Below are 12887 nucleotides of genomic sequence, written 5' to 3'. Positions count from 1 at the left end.
TGCATGGAACGGGTAGCGTCACCCCAGCAGCCGTTCCACGCCACGCACCAGGGGCGCGAAACCCAGGGACTTCCCCGATACGCGCGCCGCCTGCTCCTGCGCCAACTCCCGTTGCCCGTGTCCGAACAGCTCACCCACCATCCACGGACCGGCTTTCGGATTGCGCCACCAGTCTTCGTCGAACCGCTCGGTGAGCGTCTCCCCCAACAGCGCCTGGAGCTGCCAGGCCCGCAGGTATCGCGCCGAGTAATAGTGGGGATCCACGTCCACGAACGCATCCGAGGTATCGTAGCGGAACGACGTGGCGTCGGTGAGCAGTTGCACGTACAGGTCGGGGAGCGCGCCCCACGACACGTCGCCGCCGTACAGGTGCGTCTCGTAGATCAGCTTGGCGCAGTAGCGCCGCAGGAACTGCAGTTCCTCGAAGCCGGCGCTGCGCAGGAACCGCGGCACGTCGGCCCTGGACAGCGGCGCGTAGCGGGCCAGCCACCCGGCGTCCTGCATGCGATGGTCGAACAGCATCGCGTACGCTTCGGTCACCGAGTTGTCGCCCAGCCACCGGTACTCGAACGGCAGGTCCGGTCGCATATAAGCGAAATGTAATGCGTGCCCGAGTTCGTGGAGGAAGGTGCTCCAGTCGTTCTGGCCCCCGTGCGCGCGCAGCACGAGGTACACTTCTTCCGGCACGCGCACCGGCGCGCAGAAGGCGCGCGACCGCTTGCCCTCCCGGTCGCCCGTGTCGAACACGATCCGGCCGCCGGCGTCGGGCACGACCCCCATGTCGCGCACCTGGCCCAGGATGCGTTCCTGCATCGGCCCCCAGGGGAACCCGGCGTCGAATTCGCGCGCCCGCAGGACGGCCAGCGCGTCGGCGCGCATCGCGTCGGCCGGCGCGATGCCGAGTATGCGCTTCACGAACTCGGGATGCACGTCGTCCCACATGGCCCGCGTGTCGCGCAGGAACCGCTCGCATTCGGCGCGCAGCTCGAGCAACGGGAACCCGGCCAGCAGGTCGAATGTCGCGTTGTACCCCGGCGCCAGCTGGAGCCGCTCCACGATCTCGCGCTCGCTCTGGAAGTGCTCCAACCGCATGGGCGCCAACTCGGCCCGCACGAGATCGGCCCGGGCGGCGTCGAGCGCCAGCCGCGCCGAGCGGTCGGTGCTGTTGGCGATGTCGATCGCCGCCCGCTGGAAGGGCACCTTGGTGCCGTCCGGCAGGGTGACGAGCGCCTGCCCCTCCCACGCGATCTCACGCTCATCGAGCGCCGCCAAGGCGCGCGACACCTGCGACTCCACCTGCCAGTCGAGCAGTTGGCGGAGCCCGCGGTACTCGTCGCTCGCCGGATCGGCGGCCTGGAACGCATCGCGCACCAGGGCCAGCGACTCCTCCCCCATCACTCCGGCGTGACGATCGTAGATGGGCTGCAGCTCCGCGGTGGCCTTCTGCCCCGAGTGCGCCAGGTAGATCTCCCGCGAGATCGCCTGCATGAACGTCTGGCCCTCGCGGCGCAGGCGGTCGAGCGACAGGATGCTCACGCGCTCGCGCGCTCGGCGATCATCGCGCCCACGCGTTCGGCCGCCACGCGCTCCTGCGCCAGCGTGTCGCGATCGCGCAGCGTGACGGTGCCGTCGGCCATCGTCTGACCATCCACGGTGATGCAGAACGGCGTCCCCACCTCGTCCTGGCGGCGGTACCGCCGGCCGATCGCCCCCGACTCGTCATAGAACACGGGAAACGCCTTGCGTAACTCGCGGGCGAGCTTCTCGGCGAACTCGGGCATCCCGTCCTTCTTCACGAGCGGAAACACGCCGGCCTTGATCGGCGCCAGCGATGGATGGAGCCCCAGCACCGTGCGGCCCTCGGCCTCGCCCTCCACCGTCTCCTCGCGATACGCATTCACCAGCACGGCCAGGGTCGTCCGGTCGGCGCCTACCGACGTCTCCACCACGAACGGCACGAACCGCCGGTTGCTGGGCTGATCGAAATACTCGAGTTTCTTGCCCGAATACTCCTGGTGCCGGCTCAGATCGAAGTCGCCGCGGTGGTGCACCCCCTCGATTTCCTGGAAGCCGAGCGTGCCGCCGAAGTCGAACTGGATGTCGAACGCGGCGCGCGCGTAATGCGCCAGCTCCTCTGGCGTGTGCTGATGAAACAGCAGTCGCCCCTCCTCGAGCCCCAGCGCGCGGTGCCAGGCCATGCGCTGGCCCTTCCAGTACTCGAACCACTGCATGTGATCGCCTTCGGGATCCACAAAGAACTGCATCTCCATCTGCTCGAACTCGCGCGTACGGAAGATGAAGTTCCCCGGCGTGATCTCGTTGCGGAACGCCTTGCCGATCTGCGCGATGCCGAAGGGCACCTTCTGCCGCGTGGACTGCTGCACGTTCAGGAAGTTCACGTAAATGCCCTGCGCCGTCTCCGGACGCAGATACACCACGGCCGCACTGTCCTCCACCGGCCCCATGAACGTCTTGAACATGAGGTTGAACATGCGCGGCTCCGAGAGCGTGCCCTTCATGCCGCACGCCGGGCACTGTGCGTCGGGCGTGCCAGGCGTGCCCTTGATCTTCGGGTCGTCCGCGCGGAACCGCCGCTTGCAGTTGCGGCAGTCGATCAGCGGATCCGTGAACCCGGCCACGTGGCCGCTCGCCTCCCATACCCGCGGATGCATGAGAATCGCCGCGTCCAGCCCCTCGATGTCATCGCGGGCCCGCACCATCGCGTTCCACCAGCGGTCCTTGATGTTCCGCTTGAGCTCCACGCCCAGTGGACCGTAGTCCCACACCGAGCCGGTGCCACCGTAGATCTCGGAAGACTGGAAGACGAAGCCGCGCCGCTTGCACAGCGAGACCAGTTTCTCCATCACGTCGGGATTCGGACTGGGCGACATAAAAGCGGGGGAAAGGGCGATGACGACAACAGCAAGCCGCGAACTGGCGGCTCACGGACGTGAGCTCTCGGCAACAACCTGCACAGGGGACGCACCGGGACGCTCGGGGTCGGCGGCGAACCGCGACCGGAGAAGCGCATAAAGTTATACCGAAACTTCCCCGCGCGCTCGGCTGGAGGTCAGCTGTCCAGTTCCGCGCTCAGCCGCGGGCTCTCGGGCGCCGGACGCCCGGTCAACCGGGCCACGATCCGATCCCCATGGTAGCGGCCGTTCTCGATGAACACCTTGTTGGCGTCGAACCCCGCCACAACCACCCCGGCAATGAACAACCCCGGCACGGTGGTCTCGAGGGTCGCGGGATCGTGGGCCGGAATGCCGGTGGCCGCGTCGATCGGCACGCCGGCGTCGCGCAGCAGCGTCAGATTGGGTGCGAATCCCGTCATCACGTACACCAACGACGCGGGGATCCGATCCTCGCCCTCCGGCGTCGTGATGCGGACCGCCGCGGGCTCGATGGCGCCCACCCGGGCATTCCATCGCGCCGCCATGCTTCCCTCTTTGACCCGATTCTCGAAATCGGGGCGCACCCACGGCTTGATGCGCTTGTCGAACGTGGGACCGAAGTGGACGAGCGTGACCCGCGCCCCCGAGCGCCACAGATCGAGCGCCGCTTCGGCGGCCGAGTTGCCGCCGCCCACCACGACCGCGTCCTGCTGGAACGCCTCGTGCCCTTCTCGGTAGACGTGCACCACGTGCGGCAGATCCTCGCCCGATACTCCCAGCTTGTTCGGCGAACCGAAATAGCCGGTGGCCACCACCACCGCTCCGGCGCGGATCACGCGATCTTCACCGGCGCGCGTGCGCGTGCGTACCTCGAAGGCCCCGACCTGTCCCTCGATCGCTTGCACCCGCTCGTATTGCCGTACGGCGAGCCCGAAGTGTTGAACCACGGCGCGGTAGTAGGCCAGCGCGTCGCGCCGCCCCGGCTTCTCGGCCGCGACCACGAAAGGAAGTCCGCCCAGGGCGAGCTTCTCGGCCGTGGAAAAGAACCGCACGTATGTGGGATACTGCGTGATCGTGCTCGCCACGACGTGCGCGTCCACCACGAGCGCGCGCAGCCCCGCGCGCTGCGCGGAAATCGCGGCGGCAAGCCCGCACGGGCCCGCGCCCACGATCAGCAGATCGCAGTCCACGCGGTCAGCGGCCACGGGCGCTCCGCCGGGCCGTCATTGCAGCCCGATGATTTGATCGCGCCGCGTGCCGACGCTCACGAACGTCACCGGCGTGCCCACCGTCTCCTCCAGCCGGTCGAGATAACCGCGCGCCGCCGCGGGCAGGTCTTCGAGTCGGCGGGCCGCGGACGTGGCCGACTGCCAGCCGTCCAGCCACTCGTAGCGCGGCGTCACCCCCGCCAGCTCGGCAAGATCCGATGGAAACTCCGTGTGCATCTCGCCCTCGAACTCGTACCCCGTGCAGATGGCGAGCTTGTCGAACGTGTCGAGCACGTCGAGCTTGGTGACCGCGAGGTCGGTGAGCCCATTGATGCGGGACGCGTACTTCACCACCAGGGCGTCGAACCACCCGCAGCGGCGCGGCCGGCCGGTGGTAGCGCCGAATTCGTTCCCGAGTTGCCGCATGCGGTCGCTCTGCGCGGCGTCCAACTCCGTCGGGAGCGGCCCGTTTCCCACCCGCGTCGTGTACGCCTTCACCACGCCGAGCACGGCGTCGATCATCATCGGCGCGATGCCGGCACCCACCGCGGCGGCGCCCGCCGTGGTATTGCTCGACGTCACGAACGGGTACGTGCCGTGATCCACATCGAGCAGCGAGCCCTGCGCGCCCTCGAGCAGCACCGCAGCCCCGGTCTTGCCCGCGCGGTGGATCATCAACCCCACGTCCTCGGCCAGCGGCAGCAGCCGTTCGGCCAGGCGGTCGAGCAGGACCATCGTGTCGTCGCACGTTACGCGCTGGCTGCTGCCGAACCGCTGCAGCTGCGCATTGGCGTGGCCCACCGCCTGCTCCACCAGTCCTTGGAGCCGGTCGCGGTGCCGTAGATCCACCACGCGCACGCCCCGCCGCGCGATCTTGTCCTCGTAGGCGGGCCCGATCCCGCGACCGGTGGTGCCGATCGCCTGGCTCGCATGGCTCTCGGAGTCCACCAGCTTGTGGTAGGGCAGCACCAGATGCGCACGGTCGCTCACGTACAGCCGGCCCTCCACGTCCACGCCATCGCGCACGAGACCGTCGATCTCGGTGAATAGCGTATCGGGATCGAGCACCACGCCGTTGCCGATGGCGCAGCGAACCCCGGGATGCAGGATGCCGCTCGGGATCTGGTGAAGCACGAAGTGCGAGTCGCCCAGGTCCACGGTGTGGCCGGCATTGGCGCCGCCCTGATACCGCACCACCCACTGCGCACGCTCGGCGAGCACGTCCACGAGCTTCCCCTTCCCCTCGTCTCCCCACTGCGCGCCCACCACGACGATGGTGCGCCGGTCGTCAGCGAACATGCGGCTCCTGGAGGTAGAACCTATCCGCAAGAAAAAACGCCCCGGGTTGCCCAGGGCGTTGAGTCAATCTACCGTGCCGCAGGGTGGTGTCAACGCGTCGGTCACGTGAGCGCGGCGATCACGATCCATACCGCCATCACCGCGCCCAGCGCCACCTTGATCGCCGATGCGGCCACGCGCCCCAGCAGTGCGCCCGTGGCCACGCGCGTCGCCGCCCGATGGTCGCCGTGCACCGTCATCTCGGCCGCCAGCGCGCCGAGGAAGGCACCGAGGAACGCCCCGATCACGGGGCCGACCACCGGCACCGGCACCCCCACCAACGCGCCCACGAGGCCGCCCAGGATGGCGCTCCAGGCGGCTCGTCGTGAGCCGCCATACTTTCGCGTGAAGCGCGCCGCGAGCGAGAACTCGACCAGTTCGCCCACGAGTGCCAACACGCCCACCACCACGATGGTGGACACACCGATCCCACCGCCGCGGACGGCCACGTGGTACACCAGCGCCGCCCCGACCATGAGCCACGTGCCGGGCAACCCCAGCGGAACCAACACGAGCGACCCGGCAAGCACGACGATCAGAACGACCAGCGACATCAGAGCAACTCCCGCACCATGGCGTCGAGCAGCGCGGCCGCCGGCCCGATGCCGGTCCCCGCCAGCATCTCTACGGAATCCTGCGGCGTGTGGATTCGCAGCAGCGTCCCCACGGTGGCCCGGCTCAGCGTGGCACACGCCCAACCGGCGCGGGCGAGCGCCACCCCGTCCGTGAGCACGCCCCGCGGCAGCCGCCGCACGCGAATCGGCACGCCCGTGCCGCGCGCCGCGCGGCCCGCCGCATCGCACACGGCGCCGGGGCGCCTGCCCGAGATGAGCAGCACGAACTCACCGCGGTCGTCGATCGTGTCGCAGTTGACCGCGATGCCCGGCACGCGCCCGTGCGCCCACGCGTGCGCGCCGGCGAGCCCCACTTCCTCGGCGTCCGTGATGAGCACGCCCACCGGCACCGCCGGCCCCAACCGCCCCGCGGCCGCGAGCATCGCCGCGACACCCGAAGCGTTGTCCACCGCGCCCGGCGACTCGTTGCCCGCCGAGGCCAGCGCGAGCAGCCCGCCGCCGACCGCGCTCGCCGCCCAGATCCACCACCGGTACGGCGACGAAGCGCCGCCCGCGCCCGCCGCGCACGCGATGAGCAGCGCGCCCCAGGCGAGCATGGTGAGTGATGCGCCGACGGCGCGCACGGCCAACGGATAGCGCTGCGACTTCGAGTCGAGATGCGCCACGAGCCACACGCGGGGCTCGCCGCCCCGCGTCCCTTCGAGATTGGCGCCATGGGCACGGGCCGCGTCGAGTGACAGGGCCCCACCACCGGTCAACCACCGGACCAACGCCAACAGCACGCCGAGCCCCAGGAGCGCCAGCCCGGCCGCGGCCCGCGCGTCGAGCCGGTCGGCGGCCAGCTCGACGCCGGCCACCAGCACGATCGACATCAGTCCCACCAACGGCATCCCGAACCGGGCCGGCAGGGTCGAATAGCGAAACGGGCGCTCCACGACCGAGAACCCCATTCCCCGAAGCCGCACCGCACAGACCTCGCGGGCGCGGGCGAGCGGTTGGGTGCCCGTGAACCGCGGGCGCGCCGCCAGCGCGCGCAGGAACGCCAGGTCGGCGTCCGCGGAGGCGCTCACGCGCTGGCGGCCAGCGCCCCGTGGGTGAGCAGCGTGCGTACGCGGGCGAGTTCGGCCTTCCCGAGCGGCTGGAGCGGCGGCCGCACCGGACCGCCCCGGAGTCCCACCCCGTCGAGCGCCGCTTTCACTCCGGCCACGCCGTACGTGCCGACGATCGTGCCCGCCAGCGGCGCCAATCGCGCCTGCGCGTCGGTCGCCGCGGCATCGTCGTGCGCCAGCGCGGCATGGTACACCAGGCGCGACAGCTCGGGGGCGAACAGGGCGACGGCCAGGATCGCCCCGCGCGCCCCGGCCGCGAGCGACGCCTGGAACGCCGATCCGTTGCCCGTGAGCACTGAGAAATCCCGCCCCTGCGCGTTCACGTACAGGCTGATCAGATCGCGGTCGCCCGAACTGTCCTTGATGCCCACGATGTTCCGGTGCATGGCCAGCGCGCTGACGATCGACGGCGCGATGGTGAAGCCCACATATTTAGGAATATTATATAGTACGACGGGAACGGGACTCTCGTCGGCCACGCGCCGGAAGTGCCCGAGCAGGGCGTCGGCGGTCATCGCCGCCGTGTAGTAGTGCGGCGACACGACGAGCACCGCGTCGGCACCGGCCGCAGCGGCGTCCCGGCAGCGGCGCACCGTGGTGCGCGTCGACTCGGCCCCCGCGCCGGCCACCAGCAGCCGGTCCCTTGGCGTCGCTTCCCGCGCCGTCTCGATCAACTGGCGGCGCTCGGCTTCGTCGAGTAGCACCGCTTCGCCGGTGGACCCCGCGACGACGACCCCCTGGAGCCCCGCCGCGAGGTGCGCCCGGATATTGGCCGCGAAGGCCACCCGATCCAACTCGCCGGTCGCCGCGTCGAACGTGGTCACGACGGGACCGAGGATTCCCGACAGATGCATCGCCTAGGCCCCCATGAAGTCGAGCCCGCCCGGCCGGATGCCTTCGAGCGTCGGGCCCTCCGTCGGATGTTCGCCTTTCCTGCGAGGCTCTTCTCCTGGCCCCGTCTGCGCCGACGGGGACAGCCGTCCGAACATCCGCAACTTGAGTTCGAAGTCCGACGGGTTTGTAGATGCTGCCATCGCCGTCTCGAACGTCACGTCCTGTGCCCGCACCAGGTCGGCCAGGTGCTGATCGAAGGTTTGCATGCCGTACTGCTCGTGCCCCGCTTCGATATAGTCGCGGATCTCGTTGATCCGCTTGCCGTCGGCGATCATGTCGCGCACGGCCGGTGTGACGATCAACACCTCGGCGGCCACCACGCGGCCATTGCCGTCGCGGCGCTTGAGCAGCCGCTGCGACACCACCGCGTACAGCGACTCGGCCAGACGGAGGCGCACCGTCTCCTGCTCCTCGGGCGGGAACATCGCCATGATGCGCAGGATCGTGCTCTGCGCGTCGGGCGTGTGCAGCGTGGAGATGAGCAGGTGCCCCGTCTCGGCGGCTTTCATCGCCGTGTCGATCGTCTCCGCGTCGCGCAGCTCGCCGATCATGATCACGTCGGGATCCTGACGCAGCGCGGCCCGCAGACCCATCTTGAAGTCCGTCGTGTCCGCACCGATCTCCCGCTGCGTGACCGACGAGTTGATGTCCTTGTGCAGGAATTCGATCGGATTCTCGAGCGTCAGGATGTGGCGGTTCTCGTGCCGATTGACGTAGTTGATCAGCGCCGCCATCGTGCTCGACTTGCCCGAGCCCGTCACCCCCGTCACCAGCACCATGCCGCGCTCGGCCTGCGCCACCCTGGCCAGCACGGGCGGCAGCCTGAGCGTGTCGAACGTCGGCACCTCGAATGGGATGGCCCGCATGACGATCATGAACGTGCCCCGCTGCTTCATGATGTTCACGCGAAAGCGCCCCATCTCCGGCACCTCCCACGAGCAATCGTAGTCGGTGAGCTGGTCGATACGCGCCTTGTCCTCCTCGTTCCCGATCAAGTGCAGCGCGATGGCCCGCGTCTGATCCGCCGTCAGGGCCTGCTTGGTGAGCGCGACGAGTCTGCCGTGGATGCGGGCGCGGAACACGTCGCCCGCCTTGATGTGGAGGTCCGACGCCCCACGGTCCACGGCCGCCTTGATGATTTTTTCCAAGCTCAATACCCGGCGTGTTTGTCCACGAGGTTACGCAACGGCTCTCCCCGCACATAGCGGTTCCAGTTGTCCACGAACAGCGCCAGTTGCCGAGGCCAGAAGCGCAGCGGGGACACGGCCGAAACGTGGGGGGTGAGCAGCGCCGATCGAAGCTGCCACAGCGGGCTCGACGGCGCCAGGGGCTCCTCGCCGAACACGTCCAGCACCGCGCCCCGCAGTCGTCCCTCGGCCAGCCGCGTGGCCAACGCAGCCTCATCCACCAGCGCCCCACGCGCCACGTTCACCACGATCGCGTTCGCGGGCAACAGGTCCAGCCGCCGCGCATCGAGTAGTCCACTCGTCTCCCCCGTGAACGGCGCCGCCACCACGACCACGTCCGCCTGCGGCAGTTCGGCGTCGATCGCATCGGGCCCCGCTACGCGCGAAAAACCCGGCGGCACGCCCCGCGCTGGCCGCCTCCGCACGCCGACGCACGTCGCCCCCAGTGCGTTGAACCGCGTCGCGACTTCCGACCCGATGCCGCCAGCGCCGATCACCAGCACGCGACAGTCCGCCACCTCGCGCAGCGGGGATTCGCCCGACACGAAGAACGCCTTGCGCCACGTCCCGGCTCGCTGCTGGTCCACCGCCACGTCCAGTCCCCTCAGGAAGTGGAGCACACCGGCCAATACCGATTCGGCGATCGGCGGGCCGTGCACGCCCGCCGAATTGGTGAGCAACACGTCGCTCGCCACCATTTCGGGAAAGAGCAGGCTCCCCATGCCGGCCGTGGCCGAGTGCACCCAGCGCAGCCGGCGGCCCGCCGCGAACAGCGGGCGCGAGATGCCGAACCCGAAGTACACCTCCGCCTCGGTGATCGCGGCCAGTGCCTCGGCGCTGGGCGTGGGCGACCCATCGCCGTCAGATATCGTCGCCGCGCTCACGAAATACGTCCGCCACCCCGGCGGAGCCGCGGCACGAAGGTGCGCCTCGCCACCTTCCCTGAGCGCCCAGTTCCGCGACGTCGACGTGAGGTCGATGACGACGAGCCGGCCGGCGCTATCCGACGTGGAAATCGTAGACGTCATCCCGTTTCATCAAGGTCTCGTGCGCCTCGGTGTACTGGCGCGCCGGCCCGGCGAGCCGCACCTCGAACGTCCGGTCGCCCGCATGATCGAAGATCGAATGCTCGACGACCTTGATCCCGGTCCGGTACAGGGCCTCGGACATCTCTTCGAACGACGTACCAGGGTGCGCGCGGATCGTCGCGCTCACCGTGCGCCGTGCCCGCCGCAACCGGTGCTCCAGCGACCCCAGGCCGCTGAGCACCAACATCACCAGCGCCCCGGCGCCCAACGCTTCCACCAGGAATCCAGCCCCCACGGTCGCCCCGATGGCCGCCACCACCCAGATCGTCGCCGCCGAGGTCAGCCCGACGATCGTTCCCCGCGCCTGCATGATCGTCCCCGCGCCCAGGAACCCGACGCCGGTCACGATCTGCGCCGCGATGCGCGTCACGTCGCCGTACGGATGGCCGTCGGGCGAGAACCCGATGTCGCCCACGACGATGGACAGGTGCATGAACAACGCTGCGCCCACGCAGATCAAGATGTTCGTGCGTAATCCAGCCGGCTTGCCGGCGACCTCACGTTCCAGTCCGATCGCCCCACCGAGAAGAACGGCGACGACCAGTTTGGCCAGCAACTGAACGTGGAAGACCGCGAGGAACTCAGCCACTAGTCAAGTCCCATACGGTCCCGCACCTCGGCCATCGTTTGCTGGGCGATGGCGCGGCACGTGCTCGCCCCAGCCGCCAGCACCTCGTCCAACCGCTCCGGATGCTGCCGCAGTTCCTCGGCCCGGCGTCGAATGGGCACCAACTCCCGGTCCATCGACTCGAGCAGCACTTTCTTGCAATCGATGCACCCCCACCCGGCCGTCGTGCACTGTTCGTACACGTGGGCCACCGTGTCGGGGGAGCTGAACGCCTTGTGCAGCACGTAGATGTTGCAGACTTCTGGGTGGCCCGGGTCGGTGCGGCGCACGCGCGCCGGATCGGTGACCGCCGGACGGAGCTTGGCCCAGATCTCGTCGCGGCTTTCGAGAAGCCCGATGGTGTTGCCCATGGACTTGGACATCTTCGCCTGCCCGTCCAGCCCCATGATGCGACGCGTGGGCGCGAGCAGGGGCTGCGGCTCGGGAAAGTAGTCCTCGCCGCGGCCGAACGCGGCGTTCCAGCGCCGCGCGATCACGCGCGACAGCTCCAGGTGCTGGAGCTGGTCCTCCCCCACCGGCACGAGGTCGGCGCGGTAGAGCAGGATGTCGGCCGCCTGCAGCACGGGATACATGAGCAGCCCCGCATTCACGCTTTCCTGACGGCTGGCCTTATCTTTGAACTGGGTCTGACGCTCCAGCTCGCCCAGCGGCGTGACGGTGTTGAAGATCCACTGCAACTCCGTATGCTCCCGCACGGCCGACTGCACGAACAGCGTGGCCACCTCGGGATCGATTCCCGCGGCGAGCAGCGAGACGGCCATCTCGCGACGGCGCGCGCGCAGCACGTCGGGGTCGTACGGCACCGTGATGATGGCGTGGTAGTCCACGATGCAGATGATCGTGGGATGCTCGCCCTGGAGTTGGACCCAGTTCTTCACCGCCCCCAGATAGTTGCCGAGATGCAGCTCGCCGGAGGGCTGTATTCCACTGAAAATTCGTGACATTGCGTGAAGCTATGAGCGCACCAGACCCGTCGCAAGCAAAATCAGCCGGTGCATCCACGCCGCGCGCGGATCACCGCGCGCTACTCACGACCTGCGTGGCCGCCGCGGTTCGTGGCGGTGAGGTACTGCGCGCCGGTGCCGCCAATCTGGGCCAGCTCACCTGGGACGTGAAATCGCCGGCCGACTTCGTGAGTGACGTCGATCGCGCGTCGGAACACGCCATCGCCGCCATGGTCCGTGAGCGCCACCCCGACGCCCGCATGGTAGGTGAGGAACTGTCACCCGACGAGGCCGGCGACCTGTCGGGGCTCGTGTTCGTGGCCGACCCGCTCGACGGCACCACCAACTTCCTGCACGGCTACCCGTGGTACGCGGTGTCCATCGCCGCCCTGCGCGATGGGGAGATCCTGGCCGGCGCGGTGCTCAACGCCGCCACCGGCGAACTGTTCACCGCCACAGCGGGGGGCGGAGCCCGCCGGGCCGGCGAGCCCATCGCGGTGTCCACGCAGACCGACCCCCTGCGCAGCCTCATCGGCACGGGCTTCCCGTTCAAGCACAGGCACCTGATCGAACCGTATATGGCGTCGTTTCCCGAGATCATGCGCACCACGGCCGGCGTGCGCCGTGCCGGCGCCGCCGCCCTCGACCTGACCGACGTCGCCTGCGGGCGATTCGATGGTTTCTGGGAGCTGAGCCTCGCTCCCTGGGACGTGGCCGCCGGCCTCCTGATCATCCGCGAAGCTGGGGGAGTGGCCACCGATCTGGACGGGCGTCCGGCAGCCGTGGCCCACGGCCCCCTCGTGGCCGGCAATCCGGCGATGCACGCCTGGCTCCTCGGACAACTCCGCCGCGCCTGACGCGGCTTCGACGGATCTTCGCCGCAGGGCGGAAAGGACGGACCCGAACGCCAACGGACATCCGGCCGCCGTTGCCAAGACCGGTGGTGGTTGCCGTAATTGCAGTTGTTATTGCAGTCGCGGTTTCAGCGTGTTCTGTCGTCAGCGTCCTGGTGCAGCAAAACC

The 12887-nt window shown here is 69.2% G+C and carries 12 protein-coding genes; 1 reads left to right on the top strand and 11 read right to left on the bottom strand.

Annotated features, from left to right (window positions below; all coding sequences use genetic code 11):
* Positions 1–18: 18 nt before the first annotated feature.
* The 11 genes from VNF92_05540 to trpS all read right to left on the bottom strand — a co-directional run bounded on the left by VNF92_05540 (position 19) and on the right by trpS (position 11865).
* Entirely contained in the window at positions 19–1536 is a 1518-nt protein-coding gene (locus VNF92_05540) for a hypothetical protein (protein ID HVA57331.1), read from the bottom strand.
* On the bottom strand, positions 1533–2891 hold the full coding sequence (locus VNF92_05535) for a glycine--tRNA ligase (GenBank protein ID HVA57330.1): 1359 nt from the start codon (positions 2889–2891) through the stop codon (positions 1533–1535). Before VNF92_05535 ends, VNF92_05540 begins: the two co-directional genes overlap by 4 nt.
* Positions 2892–3070: 179 nt before the next feature.
* Entirely contained in the window at positions 3071–4099 is a 1029-nt protein-coding gene (locus VNF92_05530; protein HVA57329.1) for a YpdA family putative bacillithiol disulfide reductase, read from the bottom strand.
* Positions 4100–4117: 18 nt separating this feature from the next.
* On the bottom strand, positions 4118–5401 hold the full coding sequence (locus tag VNF92_05525) for an adenylosuccinate synthase (protein HVA57328.1): 1284 nt from the start codon (positions 5399–5401) through the stop codon (positions 4118–4120).
* Between the two features lie 101 nt (positions 5402–5502).
* A complete protein-coding gene (locus VNF92_05520) occupies positions 5503–5994 on the bottom strand; it encodes a DUF456 domain-containing protein (protein ID HVA57327.1) in 492 nt (163 codons plus the stop codon).
* Complete coding sequence (locus VNF92_05515; GenBank protein HVA57326.1) at positions 5994–7085, bottom strand: M28 family peptidase; 1092 nt, start codon at positions 7083–7085, stop codon at positions 5994–5996. Before VNF92_05515 ends, VNF92_05520 begins: the two co-directional genes overlap by 1 nt.
* On the bottom strand, positions 7082–7978 hold the full coding sequence (locus VNF92_05510) for a dihydrodipicolinate synthase family protein (protein ID HVA57325.1): 897 nt from the start codon (positions 7976–7978) through the stop codon (positions 7082–7084). The genes VNF92_05515 and VNF92_05510 overlap by 4 nt, the downstream gene beginning before the upstream one ends.
* Positions 7979–7981: 3 nt before the next feature.
* Positions 7982–9172 (bottom strand): PilT/PilU family type 4a pilus ATPase, encoded by a 1191-nt coding sequence (locus tag VNF92_05505; protein HVA57324.1) that lies wholly within the window; start codon positions 9170–9172, stop codon positions 7982–7984.
* Positions 9169–10233 (bottom strand): D-2-hydroxyacid dehydrogenase, encoded by a 1065-nt coding sequence (locus VNF92_05500; GenBank protein ID HVA57323.1) that lies wholly within the window; start codon positions 10231–10233, stop codon positions 9169–9171. The genes VNF92_05505 and VNF92_05500 overlap by 4 nt, the downstream gene beginning before the upstream one ends.
* Complete coding sequence (locus VNF92_05495; protein HVA57322.1) at positions 10205–10882, bottom strand: MgtC/SapB family protein; 678 nt, start codon at positions 10880–10882, stop codon at positions 10205–10207. The genes VNF92_05500 and VNF92_05495 overlap by 29 nt, the downstream gene beginning before the upstream one ends.
* Positions 10882–11865 carry a tryptophan--tRNA ligase gene (gene trpS / locus VNF92_05490; GenBank protein ID HVA57321.1) on the bottom strand — a complete coding sequence of 328 codons (984 nt, stop codon included), beginning with the start codon at positions 11863–11865 and terminating at the stop codon, positions 10882–10884. Before trpS ends, VNF92_05495 begins: the two co-directional genes overlap by 1 nt.
* A gap of 11 nt (positions 11866–11876) precedes the next feature.
* Here trpS and VNF92_05485 point away from each other — a divergent pair, with 11 nt between their 5' ends.
* Positions 11877–12722, top strand: coding sequence for an inositol monophosphatase family protein (locus tag VNF92_05485; protein HVA57320.1), 846 nt, complete (start codon positions 11877–11879; stop codon positions 12720–12722).
* The last annotated feature ends 165 nt before the right edge of the window (positions 12723–12887 follow it).

The sequence above is a fragment of the Gemmatimonadaceae bacterium genome (assembly GCA_035533015.1).
Taxonomy (GTDB): domain Bacteria; phylum Gemmatimonadota; class Gemmatimonadetes; order Gemmatimonadales; family Gemmatimonadaceae; genus JAGWRI01.
This window is presented reverse-complemented; position numbering and strand designations above follow the sequence as displayed.

Excerpts from the sequence above, each read along its gene's own strand:
- VNF92_05535 (HVA57330.1), bottom strand. The coding sequence starts at position 2,891 with ATGTCGCCCAGTCCGAATCCCGACGTGATGGAGAAACTGGTCTCGCTG.
- VNF92_05500 (HVA57323.1), bottom strand. The coding sequence starts at position 10,233 with ATGACGTCTACGATTTCCACGTCGGATAGCGCCGGCCGGCTCGTCGTC.
- VNF92_05520 (HVA57327.1), bottom strand. The coding sequence starts at position 5,994 with ATGTCGCTGGTCGTTCTGATCGTCGTGCTTGCCGGGTCGCTCGTGTTG.
- trpS (HVA57321.1), bottom strand. The coding sequence starts at position 11,865 with ATGTCACGAATTTTCAGTGGAATACAGCCCTCCGGCGAGCTGCATCTC.
- VNF92_05485 (HVA57320.1), top strand. The coding sequence starts at position 11,877 with ATGAGCGCACCAGACCCGTCGCAAGCAAAATCAGCCGGTGCATCCACG.
- VNF92_05525 (HVA57328.1), bottom strand. The coding sequence starts at position 5,401 with ATGTTCGCTGACGACCGGCGCACCATCGTCGTGGTGGGCGCGCAGTGG.
- VNF92_05510 (HVA57325.1), bottom strand. The coding sequence starts at position 7,978 with ATGCATCTGTCGGGAATCCTCGGTCCCGTCGTGACCACGTTCGACGCG.